The sequence below is a fragment of the Photobacterium sp. GSS17 genome (assembly GCF_028621875.1).
Lineage (GTDB): Bacteria > Pseudomonadota > Gammaproteobacteria > Enterobacterales > Vibrionaceae > Photobacterium > Photobacterium ganghwense.
This window is the reverse complement of sequence record NZ_CP117518.1, coordinates 1,305,200-1,322,396: the sequence shown is the minus strand read 5'-3', so window position 1 is coordinate 1,322,396 and position 17,197 is coordinate 1,305,200. Positions and strand designations below refer to the sequence as shown.

Below are 17,197 nucleotides of genomic sequence, written 5' to 3'. Positions count from 1 at the left end.
GAGGCAATGTGTGACATTTATTGATCTGTGTGATGTTCCACCAAAAGAACTTGTCGCCATGCTGAATGAGTGTGAGGTCAGGGCGCATTTAATCAAACATGAGTTGTTTACGGTTCAGACGGCTTACGAGTGGGTAAGCCGTAAAGCTGAAATGAATGCCATCAAAGGCTGTTATATCCGCGCCATTGACGTTGACGGTCAGTTAGCCGGATGGTGTGGAATCCAGCCAGACGGTGATGACTACGAAGTCGCCATTGTATTGCGGCAGCGTTATTGGGGGGCTGGTATTTCGGTTTTCAGGGTGTTGCTCGACAAGGCGAAAAGTATGGGACACAAAGAAGTGGTGTTGAACCTGCTAAGTACGCGTCCAAAGTATGACAGTCTGGTACGTCGGGCGAGTAAAGTGGAAATCAGGCAAATACACGGAGGTTGTTTTACCTCGTATTTCATTCCGCTGTAATGTGGCGGCTTTTATGTTGTTTTACTCTTTAACAGACTTGAACCCGTGGACGGGGGAATGCACTGTTTTCATTGAATGGTCACGGCAACAAAGTAAGGATAAATGTTGAAAACTGGCATCAGGATAAGTTTGGCTCAGATTCCGGTCGTAAAAGGAAATGTGGTTGAAAATCTTTCCAACCATCTAACTATGATTGCGCAGTCTTCATTGTACGGCGCGAATGTCGTCGTATTTCCAGAATTATCATTAACTGGATATGAACTTGATTTGGCTCAAGAACTGGCTTTTAGCCCGCAATCACCGCATTTTTCTACGTTATCCCGAGCTTCAATTGAAAATGACATCGTAGTGATTGCCGGTTGTCCTCTTAACATAAAAATCTCAGCCAAACCGACAATTGGCGCGGTTATTTGCTTTCCCGACGGAACCATTGAGTTTTATTCAAAGCAATATTTGCATGAAGGGGAAGGGACGTTTTGCGCGTCAGGTTCCGAGGACTATGTCTTCAATGTCGAAGGTCATCGAATTGGGCTTGCCATATGTGCTGATTTCTCATCAACAGCGCATTCACTCAACGCTCGAATGTTGGGTGCCGACATTTACATCGCCAGTGCGTTAATTTCGGACTCGGGCTTTGAGGCTGATGCCAAAATATTGTCCCACATTGCATCAAAACACCGTTTTCCGGTTCTGTTAAGCAATCATATATCTTCGACAGGCGGTTGGTCTGCATGTGGGAACAACACCATTTGGAATGCTAGCGGTGACGTTGTACTGAGTTCTGCATCAAAAGAGTACTGTTTGGTCATGTGTTCAATAAACGGACATGAGGTTTACGCCGCTCAAGTTCAGCAAAGTACCTAAAAGGGTTGGTACGTGTAACCGGTTTTGCTTGTGTTTTCCTTGTAATTCGGTTGCTTCGGCATTCTGTTGCTGAAACATTGTGCATTGTGCATTGTGCATTGTGCATTGTGCATTGTGCATTGTGCATTGTGCATTGTGCATTGTGCGTGGTTTGATTGTTTCGCTCTTAATTCTAAAAAGTCGTTTTTGAAAGGAAAAATAAAAGTGGGATTGTTTCGTAAAGTAATGGTATGCGTTTTCATATTTCTTATAGCGGGTTGTTCCCACAGGGAATTTTTGGAATCTAAGTCGCTTACGGAATCTGTATGGGAACAGTCATCCTATCAGGAGAAGATCAAGGGATTCTATGTCGATGAGAAAGCGTCAATGTTGCTCATTCTGGGAGAACAGTTTAGCTATGTGATTAATTGTGATGACTTGCTGTGTGACTATGCGAAAGCAAGCAGAGAGATTGATATTAATCTTGAAATTTTTGACTTAAAGCTAGTCGAAGGCGGTCTGGTTAAAGGCAAGCTTTTAATTAAACCGTATTCTACTTACCCAACGCCACATTATTCAGACTTTTCTGACAAAGAGCTTATCAATAAATATATAGACTTAAATGTACTGGAAACCAACGATAAAGGCGAAATAAAGTATCAGTCAAAAGGCTTCAACTTTGAAGCTAAGCGATATGAGATTGAAGGCGATTTCCCCTTTGACGTGTTGGAAAAACCCATTGTCGTTAATATAAAGAACGTAGTTCCAGATTCAGCAATAGTGAAAGCAGGAAAAATATCAATCACTCCGGTGACTGTGATCATTGATGGGGTGATATTCCCAATAAAACTACTGTCATTTGCGCCTTATCTTCTGTTTTATAAGCATTCAATTTAAAGGATGAATGTTGCAACGGATATCAATTAAAGAAGTGAGGTATGAAGCATTAGGAATGAAGAGTTAGGAAGAAGCATTAGAGACGAAGGCAAAGTCTGGAAGGATAAATACGTAAATACCCGCCCATATTTATTCTAAAAACAGGCCCTATTTATAAGGGCCTGTCATCAATCACGTCTTACACGCCAACCGTCATATGCAGACCATAAAAGACCCCGCGGCCAATCAGTTCTGAACACAGCACCAAGATAAAGCTGAGCGCGATGATCGCAACTCCCGGACGGCTATTCATCAGACGAGGAATAAACCACACTGCGAGGGCTCCAATCAGTAAGCCGACCCGCAGGATCTGTAACTGAGCCAGATTCGGGATCAGCTCGGAAGCGCTGACGACGGCACTGTGAATTGCATCCAGACTCAGCATCTGACTGATTATTGCCACCAGACTGACTGCCACGGCAATTGCCCCAAACAGCGGAAGCGCGTTATCCAGCCTTGCTAATTTGTGCTGCGCGCTTGCCAGAATCAGGTGACCAAAAATCAGCCCCGAGATGATGGTGGTCAGCACAAAAGCCAGTGGGGTGTACACTGTGTTCCAGGTAGGCACGGTATCAATCAGGTACACCTTAATCATGGAATACATGAAGACGATACCAACGGTCATTGCTGCGAGAAGCAGAACTTTACGCAGGCTTTGTGCCCCCTTATCGAGGATTTCCAACAGCCAGTAGCCACCCCCCAGGGCAAAGAACAGGCTGCCGGTGAAAATCTCATTCGACAACCAGGAACTACCGACCTGATTTAGGGCATTAAAAGCACGCAATGGACTGCCAAGGTGCATGGTGGAGGCCATAAATCCCAGCCCCATTAATACCCAAATAAAGAACATGCCTTTGTGCAGGCGGCCAGTAACCCCGACGCAGAGCTTGTTGCCCAGAATCACCGCCCCCAGCAGCAAAAATGCGCCAACAGCGGTTTGTGCCAGTACCGTGAACAGAATCAACGGCCATTCATGCCAAGCCATGTTATACCTCCTTCGGATTGACCAGGAAGCCGCTTTGATCGCCGGTCGGGCGCGCATGGCGGTTCGGTTTGATGACAATATTTGGTTTGGTTTTCAGTGACGACGGCAATGGTGCCACGTCAGCATTGGAACCATATTTGGCTCGCAGTTCGGCGATAGGGCCAAACTCCAGGGCTCGCAGTGGGCATGAACCGACACAAATCGGCTCCAACCCTTCAGCCACGCGTTCGTAGCAACCGTCACACTTAGTCATGTGGCCTTTTTCTTCGTTATACTGTGGCGCACCATAAGGGCAGGCCATTGAACAGTATTTACAGCCGATGCAGACATCTTCATCGACGATCACGAAGCCGTCTTCCCGCTTGTGCATGGCACCGGACGGACACACCTTGGTGCAGGCTGGCTCATCACAGTGGTTGCAGGCAATTGATAAATAGTACGAGAACACATCCTGGCGGAAAGTGTCTCCCTCTTTGACCCAGTTGCCGCCGTTGTATTCATAAACACGGCGGTAGTTAACGCCGACATTGAGATCTTTGTTGTCTTTGCACGACAGCTGACAGGTTTTGCAGCCGGTGCATTTACTTGAATCAATATAAAAACCGTATTGTTTCATGGCTTAAACCTTATGCTTTCTGCACCATTTGCACTTCCACTAGGTTGGTGTGCTGTGGATTGCCTTTTGCCAGTGGGCTAGGACGCTGAGTTGTCAGAACGTTGATACAACCTCCGTGATCCACTTTCTTACCATCCGGCGCATACCATGCCCCTTCACCCAAGGCGACAACGCCAGGCATCATCCGAGGGGTAACTTTGGCATTGATATGCACTTCGCCGCGATCGTTAAAAATACGGATCAGATCGCCGTTTTTGATCCCGCGGGAGTCGGCATCCATCGGGTTAATCCACATCTCTTGCCGGGCGGCTTCTTTCAGGATGTCGACGTTACCGTAGGTTGAGTGACAGCGTGATTTGTAGTGGAAACCGGTCAGCTGCAGCGGGAATTGGCTGCGCGCTGGATCATCCCAGCCTTCAGCGGTTGACGCATAAATCGGCAACGGGTGAATCACATCACCTTCCGGTAACTCCCACTCTTTGGCGATTTCAGCCAGCCGCTCAGAATAGATTTCGATTTTCCCGGACGGTGTGCTCAGTGGGTTATTCAGAGGGTCTTCACGGAACGCTTTATATGCGACGTAATGGCCGTTCGGATCGCGACGTTTGACGATGCCCTGTTTACGGACAGTCTCAAAGTCAGGTAGCGACGGATCTTTTTCGCGGGTCAACTGGTACAGATGACGTAGCCAACCTTCCTGATCACGCCCTTCAGTAAAGGCCTGCTCTACGCCAAGCCGCTTGGCCAGCTCGGTACAAATCTCGTAAATTCCTTTGGATTCAAACTGCGGCTCAATGGCTTTATCGGCATAAATGAAGTAAGGCATGTTGGCGGCTTTTCCATCCATACAGAAGTCCGCCTGCTCGGAGGTGGTTAAATCCGGCAGCACAATGTCGGCGTACTTAGCGGACGACGTCATGTGGTTATCGATCACAACAATCATTTCACAGGCTTTGTCGTCCTGAAGGATTTCGTGAGTGCGGTTGATGTCTGAATGCTGGTTAATGAGGCAGTTCCCGGCGTAGTTCCAGATAAACTTGATTGGCACATCGAGTTTGTCTTTACCACGAACCCCATCTCGGATGGCCGTCATTTCCGGGCCACGAATGATGGCGTCAGTCCACAGGAACATAGAAATGGCCGTTTTGACCGGGTTTTCCGGGATCGGGAAGCGGACAAACGGGATGTTGTAGTCCGATTCTCGGGCACCGGTGCCGCCACCATTGATGCCTACGTTACCAGTCAGCAGTGCCAGCATGGCAATCGCGCGGGATGCCAGCTCGCCATTGGCGGTACGCTGCAGTCCCCAGCCCTGGAAAATGGCACATGGCTTAGCCTGACCGATTTCGCGGGCCAGTTTGACAATGATGTCGACCGGAATACCGGTAATCGGCGAGGCCCATTGCGGCGTTTTCTCAATGCCGTCTTCACCTTGGCCCAGAATGTACGATTTATAGTCTGAATTGGCAGGGGCGGAAGCCGGCAGGGTTTTCGCATCGTAGCCGACACAGTATGTGTCCAGAAACGGCTGATCGACCATATTTTCGGTGATCAGCACGTGTGCGATGGCTGCAACCAGCGCGGCATCGGTACCGGGACGAATTGGGATCCATTGATCTTCCCTGCCACCAGCCGTGTCGGTGTAACGCGGATCGATCATGATCATTCTGGCGTTGGATCGCGCTTTGCTTTCCATCAGGTGGTGGATCAGCCCGCCACCTGACATGCGGGTTTCAGCCGGATTGTTACCAAACTGCACAATCAGTTTGGTGTTTTCTAAATCAGAAAAACTGTTGTTGTTTGCCCAACCACCGTAGGTGTAGTTCAGACCGGCCGCAATTTGCGCCGTGGAATAATCGCCATAGTGGTTAAGGTACCCACCGGTCAGGTTCATTAACCGGGCAATCAGGGTGCCGCCCGGCGGCCAGGATTTGGTCACAGTCCCGCCCAGTGTGCCGGTACCGTAGTTCAGGTAAATGGCTTCGCTGCCGTATTCTTTGCGGATTCGGTTCAGACTGTTCGCGATGTCGTCGTACGCTTCTTCCCAAGTGATCCGCTTGAATTTTCCTTCTCCGCGTTTGCCAACCCGTTTCATCGGGTATTTCAGGCGGTCAGGATTATAGACACGGCGGCGCATTGACCGGCCTCGCAAGCAGGCCCGAATCTGGTGGCTACCGTAGGTATCATCCCCGGTATTGTCGGTTTCGACCCATTTGATTTCGCCGTCCGCAACATGCATACGTAGCGGGCAACGGCTGCCGCAGTTAACCGTACAGGCACTCCAAACGACTTTTTCTTCAGATTGAGGAGAGGCAGGCTCTGATGCGGCCAGGGCAGGGTTGGACTTGAATGGCAGGCTCATACTGCTGGCTACGGCGGCCAGGCTCCCCAGCGCTGAACTTGATTTGACGAAGTCCCGCCGGGTGAACTTAGGTGCCAATAGCTGTTTTAGTTTTGATTTCATGACACGACACTCTTTGCAACGCACACACACCACTTTGGTGGTAGTTCCTGTTATCGATTGTCGTTAAGGGAAAACGTTTAACCTTGTTGTTTGTCAATAAACCATACAGAAAGTACGTATACCGGGCAGGTATCAATAAGTAATGTGAAACCGATCACTGATAGAAGAAAAATAGTGCCTCTACATCAATGTGTTATAAGTGATAACCGTTCGTGTTTGCTTCCTTGTTTAAGAAGGTTATCGGGAAAAGGAAAGTCGTCGCGTGAAAAGGCTAACTTTGTTCTAAAACAAGTTACTGTCGGGTCTCTTAGGCTAAGTTATTAGCTGATAACTTGCTTGATTACACTGCCTGATAAGGCCGGGTGACAATTACAAGCGACACAAACCTGGGGATGGAGAGCCTGTATTTATGGAGCATATTGCCACCATTGCAAAACTGCTTGGCAGCCTGTTTTATTATCCGGTTACACACAAAAATAATCAGTTGATGTGCCATACGTTACGGCAGAGTGAAGGATGGCAGGAGAGTCCTTTTGCCCCCGTCTTGGTGGCTATTGAACAGGAATCGGCAGCGCAACTGGCCGACGATTTTCAGCAGCTGTTTGAAGGCTGTGACGTGATGCCAGCACCGCCATGGGGCTCTGTGTATCTGGACCGAGAGCAGGTAATTTTCGGGGAATCGACCATCCGATTCCGCCACTTTTTAAAAGATAACCAACTGGCGTTGGATACGGGTATGCGAGAGCCGGAAGACCAGTTCGGACTCATGCTGATGGCACTGGCAAAGCTGGCTGATGAGCAGGATGGCCTGTCGGTGGATAGGTTGCTGCAAACCCACCTGTTACCTTGGGCTTACCGGTATCTGACGCTGGTGCAGGAACATGCCCGGACTCAGACTTATTGCTTGTTAGCGGATATTGCCCGGCAGTGGCTACAGCTGGTTCAGGAAGAACGGGGTATTACTGCGGAGAACCTGAAGGTGTATTTCTGATGAGCAATCATCCTGATCCCGGCAGGGACGAGCGGTATTACAAGGCGTGTCTTGAGCATTACACCGTCAGCCGGCGTGGTTTGTTTCGGGGGCTGTTCGCCGGTGCGCGCAAAGCATCAAAGCATAATGAGGTGCCGCTGGTGATCAGGACGGTACCTCGCCCTCCCGGGGCGGTCGATGAAGTGTTGTTCCTTGAGTTTTGTGAGTCTTGTGACCTGTGCAAACAAGCGTGCCCTAATGGCGTGATTGAGAAGGAGAAGGAATTTCCTCAGCTTAACCTGGAATATAATGACTGTAGTCAGTGTGGTGCCTGCCAACGAGTGTGTCCGACCCCCGCGTTATCTTCTGCCTGTCGGGATATCGGAGTAAGACCGTACTTTTCTGATGGGTGCGCAAATCGCATGTCTGGTGCATGCCATGCCTGTGCTGAACAGTGTCCGCAGCAGGCGATCAGCATATCTTATGGCCAGATCCCCCAGGTTGATGACTCGCTTTGTGATGGTTGCGGGCAATGCCGTACTGCGTGTTATCAGGGGGCTATTCAGTTGCGCCTCAAAGCGTACTAAATTTAAAGCGTAATAAATTTAATGATTAAAAAGAGAGTATTTTAAACGCCAATGCTTTACTCACTTAACTAAATGCTCTCTGTTATAACTCTGCGATATCTTTGCTTTATGGTTCTATTGGGATAATCCATTGGATTTAATTTTTCTCTGCTATTCAAACATTAAGTGCTTAAAAAAACATCCCTCTGTTCGGGGTGAGCAGAGGGATGTGTGAGCCGCTTAGAAATTAATCTTTGAGTCGGTAGATGACCGTGATGAAATTTTTAGCCATTACTGACTTTGGCCAGTGTGCTGGTCTGGGCTTTCTCTTGGTGCCAGTGGCGGAAATCGCTGCCGGTAGGGGCTTGCGCCACACGTAAATCAAACTCCGACATAACCGCATATAAATGGTCAAAAATATCGGCCTGAATGCGTTCGTATTCTACCCAGGCCGTAGTGTTAGTGAAGCAGTAAATCTCCATGGAGATACCGTCATGGCTAGGAGCAAGCTGGCGAACCATTAACGTCATGTCTTTGCGAATTTCAGGGTGAGCGCGCAGGTAACGTTCCAGATAAGCTCGAAAACTGCCGAGGTTCGTCAGACGGCGGCCATTGATACAACAGCTCTCGTCCACATGGTGTTGAGCATTGTAGTCAGTGATCTCTTTCACTTTGTGTTTGATATAAGGTTCCAGTAACTGTGCCCGGTTTAAATGGCTTATTTCCTCTTTGCTTAGGAAATGCACGCTGGTGGCATCAATCAGTACATGGCGTTTAATGCGTCGTCCGCCGGACTCGGTCATGCCTTTCCAGTTTTTGAAGGAATCTGAAATCAGCGCATAAGAAGGGATGGTGGTGATGGTTTTATCCCAGTTCTGGACTTTCACTGTGGTCAGGCTGATATCAATCACGTCACCGTCAGCACCGTATTTCGGCATTTCCAGCCAGTCCCCAACACTCAGCATTTTATTGGCTGATAGCTGAACACCGGCAACCAGCCCCAGAATAGGATCTTTGAACACCAGCATAATGACTGCGGTCATTGCACCTAAACCACTGAGCAGAATCACCGGTGATTTCCCGATTAAAATCGAGGTGAACATTAGGGCCGCAATAACGAATAGGACAATCTTGATGCTCTGAATAATGCCTCGCAACGGCAGATTGCGGCCTACCTGAGTACGCCCAAGCAGGGTTTCCAGCACACTGAGCAAAGAATACAACGTCAGCAAGGTGTATATGACCACCCAGAGGTTAACTAACGTCAGGAGAACTTCCCGTACGGCGCTGTCTTGGGACAACCACAGGTTGGCCTGAATCCCAATCACGATCCCCTGAATCAGCAAAGCAATACGACTGAACAGGTTGCCGCTAAATAACGCGTGGTGCCAGATGGCCTGTGATTTGTCAGCGCGTCGCTTAAGCCATGACACTACACCACGGTGCAGAACAAGGTGAATGATCACCGCGATAAGAACAATCAACCCCAACGCTTCGGCAAGTTGGGTAAGCTGCGACATTTGAATATTATATTGACTGAACCAGTCTTCGATTGACTGCAACATAATTGTCTCCAGATTATAAGAGTAATCGTTTAGGTTTGATTTTATGCTAGGGAAAAGACTACTACGCGTATATATCAGACACAACCCCTGACATTATTTATAGAAAGCATGGAATGTAATAAGTGAAATTAAATAATGTTCAAAGTTGAGATATTTACCCAATAATTATATAGCAATGTTTATATATGAATTGAGGCGGTTCTTGCTTGTTTTTAACAATCTTGAAATACTCCGTGTCACCCCAGTGATTTGTCAGTAGACATGTTAAAAATGCGGGTATATGCCAGCGGAAAAATGCAAGCTGGTAGACTGCGGGAACAGGGGACGCTGGCCTGTATCCATCCGGATGGCTCTTCTGTCAGGTGAGTGTCAATTTTTCATCGCAAGTTACATTTAACCTCTTTGACATTAATCAAAACTACTATATCGTGCGAAAAATCTGACACATGTATTTGTAATGTAATTACCGCAGTGAAAGATAAACATAATATTAACAACTATCCGGTTTATTCGGGAGAGATAGGATGACTGTCGAGTCAAAAAATATTCCGCTTGCTGAAAATATTAATCAGGTTAATGACTGGTTGATTGGGCATTCTGGCTTGTTTATTCAATATGGTGTGAATATTGTTTCTGCCATCATCATTTTGTTTTTGGGCAACATGGTAACGAAAGTAATTTCGAATAACGTTGCCAAAATTTTGCAAAAAAACAAAATTGATGATGCCGTCAGCGCCTTTATTTGCAGCATTATTCGTTACGCTTTGTTTAGCATGGTGCTGGTCGCGGTACTAAGCCGAGTCGGTATTCAGACTGCCTCCATTATTGCTGTTATTTCGGCCGCAGGCCTGGCGGTTGGTCTGGCCCTGAAAGGATCGCTGTCTAATTTTGCTTCCGGTGTACTTATTGTTGTTTTCCGTCCTTTTAAATCCGGAGATTTCATTGAAGCGGGTGGTGTTGCTGGCTCGGTTCAATCGATTCAGCTGTTTCAGACAGTACTGAAAACATCGGACAACAAAATGGTAGTGGTGCCAAACACTTCTATCATGCGCGGGCCGATTACCAATGTGTCTAAATACGACACCCGCCGCATCAACTTCGTGTTCCGTGTATCGTACAAAGCGGATCTGCAGAAGGTGAAACAGATTCTGAAAGAAACAGTGGAAAGCGATCCTCGTGTTTTGAAAGATCCTGAGGTGGTGATCGGGGTAACAGAGTTGGCAAATTCGTCAGTGAACCTGGTGGTACGTCCTTGGGTACAGCGCTCGGATTATTGGCCGGTTACCTGGGATTTGAATATGGCGGTTAAGGAAGCACTGGAAGCGAACGGTATCGAGATTCCATATCCACAAATGGATGTTCACTTAAACACTGAGCCTCAACCCCTGACTAAAAACGCCTAATACTGACGTCAGGCTTTAAAAGTTTAAGGTTTACGATCATCGGGCGGCAACGGCAGTTGTCGCCTTTTTTATATCTGCCTTTTTTCCAAATATTAAAAAGCCAGTGTTTTATTTAATCTTTGGGCTATGTCACCGGGGCACTTTCAAAAGTAACATTCATGTGCGTACCTGAGAAAGCATCACGGCATTAAACGCATAGCTCTGGCCGCAGTATTGGCTGAGTCATCTACCCTGAATAACCCTCTCGCTTACCTGAATGACACCACATTTCGATTGAGCATTTCGGGCGCCGGACTGTAGAGCCGGGGCGCAGTATGTTGCGGCAGGTGGATCAGGTTCAGGTGGTTCCTGCGTGCCCATTGTACAGTCAGCGCCGTAGGGGCTGAGAGGGTGACCAGCGTCCCGATACGGGCGCGCACGGCCTTGTGGATCAGCTCCAGGCTGCACCGGCTGGTCATCACAGCAAACCCTTCGCGGGGATTAATCCGCTCCGTTGCCATGGCGCCAATGAGTTTATCCAGTGCATTGTGACGGCCGATATCTTCCCGGCACAGCACAATATCACCGCTCCGATCGGCATACAGGGCCGCATGCAAAGCGCCACTTTTACGCGCAACAATTTGGGCTTCGCTGATACGATCCCGCAAACCGGCAAACAACGTTGCATCCGGCGGAGTGACCGGCTGCAAGGGTTCAAGATCCGGCAGGGCTTGCTCCAACGCTTCTACGCCGCAAATACCACACCCGCTGGTACCGGCTAACTGACGACGGTGGCTCTTAAGTGCCCAGAAGGATCGATTGGAAATCTCAACGGCGGCGTGGTGTGACTCGCAGGCGGCCGATAACTGAATATCGTAAATCTCACTGAAAGAATTAACGATACCGGTGCTTAAACTGAAGCCTTTGACAAAATCTTCGATATTTCCCGGTGTCACCATCATGACGGCCTGATTGATACCGTTGTAGCTGATAGACAGTGCTGATTCACTCGCCAGCGCAAAATGGCCAACGCTGCTTTCATCCCCCAGCGTTTGATAGCTGAACGTATCTGGCGAGGGCGGGGCAGAATTGACGTCCGGTATATCGATGAGGTTTATCGCAGAATCAGTCATGATGATGTTTTCCTTAAGTCCTGGTCGTAACGGGAAACGCCTGAGTGTTACAGCGTGCAGTCAGCGGCAAAAATGGCCTGTGCTTCTGCAAAGCATTTTTCGGCCAGCGCTGAGCGAGGCTCAGAACGCCGCATCAGCAAGCCGATGGGCGATTGCACAATGGCACCGTCAATGGGCACGATTCGCAGGTAATCATTCAGATCCTCCAGCCCGCTGTTAAGCGGCATAATGGCGCAGCACATACCCGCGCTAACGGCCTGAATAAGCTGGAATGTAGAATCACCCTCGACAACGATATTGGGGGTTAGCCCTTTACTGCTGAATCGGATATCAATGGAATGGCGGTAATGCATTCCTTTGGTCAGCAAGCCGAGAGGGATTTGGTCAAGACCGTCCCAGGTGAGCTCGGACTCAGGAAACGCAAAATGTCGGACGTCATGCAGTAACCCCATGCTGGTGGCTGAGAGTTTGATGACGTCAAAGTGCGTGGTATCGACCTGATCCAGATAGCAAAGCCCTAAGTCCAGCTGGTTACGATTCAGTCCATCTATCACCTGTTCAGAAGTCATCGATAACAGTTGAAAACGCAACTCGGGATAGCGTTGGGACAGCGGTTTCAGGAGTTGCATCGGATTCTGGCTTGCCAGTGGAACCATACCCAGGCGAAGGCTACCGACCAACTGACCGCGGCAGTTAGCCGCTTCTGCCTGAAGGCCGTCATGTGCTGTCAGTACGGTACGAGCCCAGGCCAGGATTCTTTCACCGGCCTCGGTAAAACCTTCAAAACGCTGACCGCGTTCGACCAGAACCAAGTTGAGCTCATCTTCCAGATTTCTGATGCGCATCGACAGGGTCGGCTGCGTAATATGGCACAATGCGGCGGCTTGCCCGAAGTGTCGGGTCTTATCGAGCGCGATGAGATACTTAAGCTGTTTAATATCCATGAAACTTCCTATTTTCAGCGTCTTGTTGTGCTTAGGCTCAGGCGCTTTATTTCTTCAATCTTGTGAGAGCTGACTTAAATCACTTCGGATCTTTATTCGTTTTATTATTTCTGTACATGTACATATGGCACCTGTGTTCAGGTTCAGCTGAGTACATAGTCCACCGGTTGAAGCGAAGGTGGCAGATCTGTGGCGCCCAGGGCATCAAGAATATCGCGTTCTATCGTGCGCACCATGGCATCCAGCGGCAGATCGTTTTCTTCACGGCCGAACGGATCTTCAAGTTCATCCCCGATAGCGTCCAGACCAAAAAAGGTATAGCTGACGATGGTGGTAAAAATCGGGGCTATCCAGCCAAGTGGCTCTGCCATGGCAAACGGCAGCAAGATACAAAAGATATAGTTGGTGCGATGAAACAACAGCGTATACGGAAACGGCAACGGGGTTGTTTTGATTCGTTCACAGCTTGCCTGGGCTTCCGATAACTTCTGCAGTCGCTCTTCAAGCGTGACATAGCGCCAGTCACTGATAATCTGATCCGTGGCCAGTTTTGAACAGCGCTCGCTGATCACCCGTAAAATGCCGTCACACAGGTTGTGGCCGTATCGTTGCCGGGGTTGCGACAGCCAGTTTCGTGCTGCTTCAAATTCATCATCCCCGCGAAGCTTGGCGCTGAGTGCATGGGTGTAACCGCACAGCTCTTTGAGTAATGTTTCACGTAATGCCTTGTCTGGAATCACGGCGCTGGCCCGCGAAAAGGAGCGAACTTCGGTGATCACATGACCCCACGCCTGACGTCCTTCCCACCAGCGCCCGTAGCAGGCATTGTTGCGAAAACTCATAAAAATAGAGAGTGAGATACCCAATAAGGTGAACGGTGTTGCGTTCACATGGGTAAAAAATGCCGGTAGCAAGCCTTCAACCAGCACAATCAATGCGGCTAATACCGTCACCATAAAACTGCGCAGGGCAATACGTTTCGCAATCGAGCCTTTCAGAGAGAACAGGATATTGAATAAGTTGGGTTTGGAATGAACAATCATATCTGTTTCGTTCTCGGCTGTACTCTTGCTTCAGGCAGTTATTTATTCTTTTAGGTCGTGTCTAAATAATCTAAATAAAAAGTGTTCTGGATAAATTCTGTTTATCACTGTGCACACAGAAAGAAAGTACGAAGTAGGATTATCGAGTATGCTTTTTTGCAGCTTTGCAGCTTTGCAGCTTTGCAGCTTTGCAGCTGCTCGATGTTTTCTTGACCGCGCTGAAATACTTTCTTACACGTCGTTTGCAGAGTCGGTGAAAAACGCGTTGTATTTTTGATCTAAATCAAGAATAGGGATGGCTATATCCTCGGTCAAATCAGTTGTTTTTATGGTGTGATAGATATCATCTATTGACGATTAAGTCCGTTGATTTACAGGTCTGACAGGATGTTTTGCGGGATTTCTCCGCGGCCATCAGTCGCTTGTTCTAGTAAGACATCAATAATTTTAGATAAGTGATAAGCCATATCGATGATGAAAAGGAGAAACGTGCCTGACGCCATTTTGAGTCCTGTTCAAAGCGGGAGCGAAGATGGAGTAAGTCGTTAGCCCGCCCAAGGGGCGGACTTAGATATCTAATTGAAAATAATAAGGTTATTAATCAGTGTGGGTATGGATTTTAAAGGGACTAAAACGCCGTGATAGATGATATCTATGATGGGGTAAATGTTTTCAATTGGACGGTTATTCACAAACTCAATAATCTTTGATGCAGATCAATGTAATTGCATGTCTGCATTTTTGTCGCAATTGTTTGTACCGAACTATCAATGAGCGATTCACAGCTCGTTTGAGAAAAACCCGTTTTCTGATAACCCGTTTTTATTCAAACGCCCGGTGTCTGTACCAGGTTCAGAATACTTGCTGTCTCGTTCATTGTTCTTCCCCACTGAGGAGCAACTTCATGAGTCAAAAAGAACATATCAGGGATTATAACGCACCGGCTGGTGGCTGGGGAGCCCTGAAAAGTGTCACGAAAAGCTGGCTGGGCAGTGAGAACGCATTCCGTAACCTCAGAACTATGTTAAAAACGAACCAGAATGGCGGGTTTGATTGTCCGGGCTGTGCCTGGGGTGAATCGCCTGAAAATGGCATGGTTAACTTCTGTGAAAACGGTGCCAAGGCGGTGAACTGGGAAGCCACCGGCCGTCTGGTGGACCCGGACTTTTTCGCGAAATACAGTGTGTCCGAGCTTGCCAACCAGACCGACTACTGGCTGGAATATCAAGGACGGCTTACTCACCCAATGCGCTACAACGCAGAAACTGATCGCTATGTAGAAACGTCATGGGAAGAGGCTTATGCACTGATCGCTCAGCATTTGAATCATCTTGACTCTCCGGATCAAGCCGAGTTCTATACATCGGGTCGAGCCAGCAATGAAGCCGCCTTTATTTATCAGCTATTCGTCCGTGCGTTCGGCACCAATAACTTCCCTGATTGTTCAAATATGTGCCACGAAGCCAGTGGCCTTGGCATGTCGGAGACTATTGGGGTAGGTAAAGGCACGGTGGTGTTTAAAGACCTCGAAGAGGCCGATGCCATTTTCGTGATTGGTCAGAACCCGGGTACTAACCATCCGCGAATGCTGGATCCGCTGCGTGAAGCGGTAAAACGCGGTGCTCAGGTGATCTGTTTGAACCCGCTGAAAGAGCGTGGCCTGGAGCGATTCCAGCACCCACAACATCCGATTGAAATGCTGCGCAATGGCTCAGAGCCAACCAATACGGCGTATTTCCGTCCGGCGCTTGGCGGCGACATGGCTGTTTTCCGTGGTATGGCGAAATTCCTGCTTAACTGGGATCGGGAAGCGCGGGAAAACGGGGAGCCTGCGGTTTTTGATCACGCCTTTATTAACAAGCACACCACAGGGCTGGATGCATACCTGAACGCTGTGGATGCAACCAGTTGGGGCCACATTGTTGAGCAATCAGGCTTAACGATTGAAGAGATTGAGGTGCTGGCTCGGATGTACCGCCGGGCGGACAAAGTGGTGATGTGCTGGGCGATGGGACTGACTCAGCACCGTCACTCTGTACCGACTATTCAGGAAGTGGTGAATTTGCAACTGCTGCGCGGTAACGTCGGTAAACCGGGCGCGGGTTTGTCGCCAGTTCGAGGCCACAGTAATGTGCAGGGTGACCGTACCATGGGCATTAATGAGCATCCGCCAAAAGCGTTGCTGGATGCGTTGGAAAAACGTTTCAAATTCAGCGTGCCACGTGAGCATGGCCACAATTCGGTTCAGGCGATTCAGGCTATGGAAGAGCAACGATCCAAGGTCTTTATCGGACTGGGCGGAAACTTTGCACAGGCCACGCCGGATACGACAAGAACGCACCGTGCGCTGCGCAGCTGTGAATTGACGGTCCATATTGCAACCAAGCTGAACCGCTCTCACCTGGTGACCGGGCGCGATGCGCTGATTTTACCTTGTCTGGGACGGACTGAAATCGACATGCAGGCGGAAGGGCCGCAGGGCGTGACAGTCGAAGATACCTTCAGCATGGTTCATATCTCTTATGGTCAGCTAAAACCGCGTTCGCCGATGCTGCGTTCTGAAACGGCAATTTTAGCCGGTATCGCCAAGGCGACGTTGGGTAACCATCCGATTGACTGGGATTGGGCCATTGCCGATTACAGCCGGATCCGTGATTTGATCGCGGAGACTATCCCCGGTTTTGATAACTTTAATGAAAAATTAAAGCATCCGGGCGGTTTTCACTTGGGTAACGCGGCGGCTAACCGGATCTGGAACACGCCGAGCGGTAAGGCGCAGTTCAGTGCAGCGGCACTGCCAACACAGCTGGTCAACGAAGGTGTACTGGAAAAAGGCGACAAGCCGGATCTGATCCTGCAAACCATGCGTTCGCATGATCAGTACAACACCACACTGTACGGGTTGGATGACCGTTACCGTGGCGTGTTTGGTCTGCGTGAGGTGGTGTTTGTCAATGAAGAGGATATTCGCCGCTTAGGTTTTGAGCCGGGCGAAAAAGTAGATTTGGTTTCGCTGTGGGACGACGGGCGTGAGCGTCGAGTGTCTGATTTTGTGCTGGTGGCTTACGATATCCCGGCAGGGCAGGCGGCGGCCTACTATCCAGAAACGAATCCACTGGTACCACTGGAAAGTTACGGGGACCGTACCTTTACACCTACTTCGAAGTTTATCGCAATCAAGATTGAGAAAGCGAAACCCAGCCAGACCATCTTAACCACGGCTACTTTTGAAACGGCTACCCCGACAAAAGCAGAACCCGGCACAGCAGCGTAAACCCGTTTCTTACTGA

General features: G+C 48.9%; 15 protein-coding genes. 7 read left to right on the top strand and 8 right to left on the bottom strand.

Translation table 11 applies throughout. The features are described 5' to 3' along the window. The first annotated feature begins 10 nt into the window (after positions 1-10). The 3 genes from PGW97_RS22415 (at position 11) to PGW97_RS22405 (ending at position 2,200) form a co-directional block, all read left to right on the top strand. Entirely contained in the window at positions 11-460 is a 450-nt protein-coding gene (locus PGW97_RS22415; RefSeq protein ID WP_053061890.1) for a GNAT family N-acetyltransferase, read from the top strand. A gap of 105 nt (positions 461-565) precedes the next feature. Further along, the gene (locus PGW97_RS22410) at positions 566-1,324 is read left to right on the top strand and encodes a carbon-nitrogen hydrolase family protein (protein ID WP_273859883.1); all 759 of its coding nucleotides are present in this window, start codon (positions 566-568) and stop codon (positions 1,322-1,324) included. Between the two features lie 276 nt (positions 1,325-1,600). Then, positions 1,601-2,200 carry a hypothetical protein gene (locus PGW97_RS22405; RefSeq protein WP_273859882.1) on the top strand — a complete coding sequence of 200 codons (600 nt, stop codon included), beginning with the start codon at positions 1,601-1,603 and terminating at the stop codon, positions 2,198-2,200. A 178-nt stretch (positions 2,201-2,378) separates the two neighbouring features. Here PGW97_RS22405 and PGW97_RS22400 read toward each other — a convergent pair whose 3' ends face one another. Genes PGW97_RS22400 through PGW97_RS22390 form a run of 3 tightly spaced genes read right to left on the bottom strand, consistent with a single transcriptional unit; the run spans position 2,379 to position 6,304 of the window. Then, a complete protein-coding gene (locus tag PGW97_RS22400; RefSeq protein WP_273859881.1) occupies positions 2,379-3,224 on the bottom strand; it encodes a DmsC/YnfH family molybdoenzyme membrane anchor subunit in 846 nt (281 codons plus the stop codon). Between the two features lies 1 nt (position 3,225). Continuing rightward, on the bottom strand, positions 3,226-3,840 hold the full coding sequence (locus PGW97_RS22395) for a DMSO/selenate family reductase complex B subunit (protein ID WP_047886158.1): 615 nt from the start codon (positions 3,838-3,840) through the stop codon (positions 3,226-3,228). Positions 3,841-3,850: 10 nt separating this feature from the next. Further along, positions 3,851-6,304: a DmsA/YnfE/YnfF family dimethyl sulfoxide reductase gene (locus PGW97_RS22390; RefSeq protein WP_273859880.1), complete on the bottom strand. Its 2,454-nt coding sequence runs from the start codon at positions 6,302-6,304 to the stop codon at positions 3,851-3,853. Between the two features lie 409 nt (positions 6,305-6,713). Here PGW97_RS22390 and dmsD point away from each other — a divergent pair, with 409 nt between their 5' ends. Together dmsD and PGW97_RS22380 are read left to right on the top strand one after the other, a co-directional pair. Beyond that, a complete protein-coding gene (dmsD, locus tag PGW97_RS22385) occupies positions 6,714-7,295 on the top strand; it encodes a Tat proofreading chaperone DmsD (protein WP_047886156.1) in 582 nt (193 codons plus the stop codon). Then, a complete protein-coding gene (locus PGW97_RS22380; RefSeq protein ID WP_273859879.1) occupies positions 7,295-7,861 on the top strand; it encodes a 4Fe-4S binding protein in 567 nt (188 codons plus the stop codon). Before dmsD ends, PGW97_RS22380 begins: the two co-directional genes overlap by 1 nt. 263 nt (positions 7,862-8,124) lie before the next feature. Here the strand turns inward: PGW97_RS22380 and PGW97_RS22375 are convergent, their stop codons facing one another. Further along, the gene (locus tag PGW97_RS22375; RefSeq protein WP_273859878.1) at positions 8,125-9,405 is read right to left on the bottom strand and encodes a mechanosensitive ion channel family protein; all 1,281 of its coding nucleotides are present in this window, start codon (positions 9,403-9,405) and stop codon (positions 8,125-8,127) included. Positions 9,406-9,929: 524 nt separating this feature from the next. Here PGW97_RS22375 and PGW97_RS22370 point away from each other — a divergent pair. Further along, positions 9,930-10,808 (top strand): mechanosensitive ion channel domain-containing protein, encoded by an 879-nt coding sequence (locus PGW97_RS22370; protein WP_217391331.1) that lies wholly within the window; start codon positions 9,930-9,932, stop codon positions 10,806-10,808. 248 nt (positions 10,809-11,056) lie between these two features. On the opposite strand, the gene fdhD is transcribed toward PGW97_RS22370, so the two are convergent. The 4 genes from fdhD to PGW97_RS22350 form a co-directional block, all read right to left on the bottom strand. After that, a complete protein-coding gene (fdhD, locus tag PGW97_RS22365) occupies positions 11,057-11,920 on the bottom strand; it encodes a formate dehydrogenase accessory sulfurtransferase FdhD (RefSeq protein WP_273859877.1) in 864 nt (287 codons plus the stop codon). Between the two features lie 47 nt (positions 11,921-11,967). Next, complete coding sequence (locus PGW97_RS22360) at positions 11,968-12,864, bottom strand: LysR family transcriptional regulator (RefSeq protein WP_273859876.1); 897 nt, start codon at positions 12,862-12,864, stop codon at positions 11,968-11,970. Between the two features lie 143 nt (positions 12,865-13,007). After that, positions 13,008-13,907 (bottom strand): bestrophin family protein, encoded by a 900-nt coding sequence (locus PGW97_RS22355; protein WP_273859875.1) that lies wholly within the window; start codon positions 13,905-13,907, stop codon positions 13,008-13,010. Between the two features lie 371 nt (positions 13,908-14,278). Then, positions 14,279-14,410, bottom strand: a complete 132-nt coding sequence (locus PGW97_RS22350; protein ID WP_273859874.1) for a hypothetical protein — start codon at positions 14,408-14,410, stop codon at positions 14,279-14,281. 401 nt (positions 14,411-14,811) lie between these two features. On the opposite strand from PGW97_RS22350, the gene PGW97_RS22345 reads away from it, so the two are divergent. Continuing rightward, positions 14,812-17,181 (top strand): FdhF/YdeP family oxidoreductase, encoded by a 2,370-nt coding sequence (locus tag PGW97_RS22345; protein ID WP_273859873.1) that lies wholly within the window; start codon positions 14,812-14,814, stop codon positions 17,179-17,181. Positions 17,182-17,197 lie beyond the last annotated feature (16 nt).

Coding starts and splice junctions, on each gene's coding strand:
- PGW97_RS22400 (WP_273859881.1), bottom strand. CDS start 3,224: ATGGCTTGGCATGAATGGCCGTTGATTCTGTTCACGGTACTGGCACAA.
- PGW97_RS22395 (WP_047886158.1), bottom strand. CDS start 3,840: ATGAAACAATACGGTTTTTATATTGATTCAAGTAAATGCACCGGCTGC.
- PGW97_RS22390 (WP_273859880.1), bottom strand. CDS start 6,304: ATGAAATCAAAACTAAAACAGCTATTGGCACCTAAGTTCACCCGGCGG.
- dmsD (WP_047886156.1), top strand. CDS start 6,714: ATGGAGCATATTGCCACCATTGCAAAACTGCTTGGCAGCCTGTTTTAT.
- PGW97_RS22380 (WP_273859879.1), top strand. CDS start 7,295: ATGAGCAATCATCCTGATCCCGGCAGGGACGAGCGGTATTACAAGGCG.
- PGW97_RS22375 (WP_273859878.1), bottom strand. CDS start 9,405: ATGTTGCAGTCAATCGAAGACTGGTTCAGTCAATATAATATTCAAATG.
- PGW97_RS22370 (WP_217391331.1), top strand. CDS start 9,930: ATGACTGTCGAGTCAAAAAATATTCCGCTTGCTGAAAATATTAATCAG.
- fdhD (WP_273859877.1), bottom strand. CDS start 11,920: ATGACTGATTCTGCGATAAACCTCATCGATATACCGGACGTCAATTCT.
- PGW97_RS22360 (WP_273859876.1), bottom strand. CDS start 12,864: ATGGATATTAAACAGCTTAAGTATCTCATCGCGCTCGATAAGACCCGA.
- PGW97_RS22355 (WP_273859875.1), bottom strand. CDS start 13,907: ATGATTGTTCATTCCAAACCCAACTTATTCAATATCCTGTTCTCTCTG.
- PGW97_RS22350 (WP_273859874.1), bottom strand. CDS start 14,410: ATGGCGTCAGGCACGTTTCTCCTTTTCATCATCGATATGGCTTATCAC.
- PGW97_RS22345 (WP_273859873.1), top strand. CDS start 14,812: ATGAGTCAAAAAGAACATATCAGGGATTATAACGCACCGGCTGGTGGC.